The organism is Methylobacterium sp. WL6, assembly GCF_008040095.1.
Lineage (GTDB): Bacteria > Pseudomonadota > Alphaproteobacteria > Rhizobiales > Beijerinckiaceae > Methylobacterium.
Map to the genome: position 1 here is coordinate 1 of NZ_VRVH01000657.1, position 649 is coordinate 649.

Annotated in this window: 1 protein-coding gene; it reads left to right on the forward strand. The window is 67.5% G+C overall.

The features are described 5' to 3' along the window. Positions 1–401: 401 nt before the first annotated feature. Positions 402–649 (forward strand): hypothetical protein (locus FV230_RS30420; RefSeq protein WP_246695063.1); only part of this gene is annotated, 248 nt, incomplete at its 3' end.

Sequence of the window (649 nt, forward strand, 5' to 3'; positions counted from 1 at the left end):
GACCGCCCGTCACCGACACGGCCTCGATCATCTCCGAGCGAACCGCGTCCGCCACCGCCCGGAGATCGCTCTCCGGAAGCAACCGCAACGCGGACGTCTCGGACAAACCGTCCAAAATCGAGGGGGCGTTTTCTTGAGGTGTCAATGAACCACTCGCTCGCTTATGACGTCCGGCCCGAAAGGCATCCGTGGCAGGCCGCGTCGATCCGAGGCGACCGGCACGCGGTCCGCCTCTCGTGTGACGACGGGGTCGTTCCGACCACGCCTCGACCGAATTCGCCGTCGCCCGCTCGCGGGAACGTTGGTACGGCCGCTGTCATGATAGTGCCAATTACGGACCTTGTGGGATCCGATCAATGTTTCATCCCTCCCTTTTCCCGGTTTCGTGCCTTCGCTGCCACATGAGGCCCGCGTCGCTCCGCATTGTGCTGCCCGGAATCCTGACCATTCTCACCATCGTCTTCAGCACCGGAGCCGAGGCCGATCCCCGCCCGGTCGACGGGGACTTCACGTTCGCGTGTGCCTATCTCGGGGATTGCCCGCCGCGGACCGTGCCGGGTGGGCCCGACCGCGACGTGCGCCCGTTCGAGGGGACGCTCGGGCGGCCGTGCGCGTGGCGCGAGCGCCCGACGCCGTCGGGCCCGCGAAG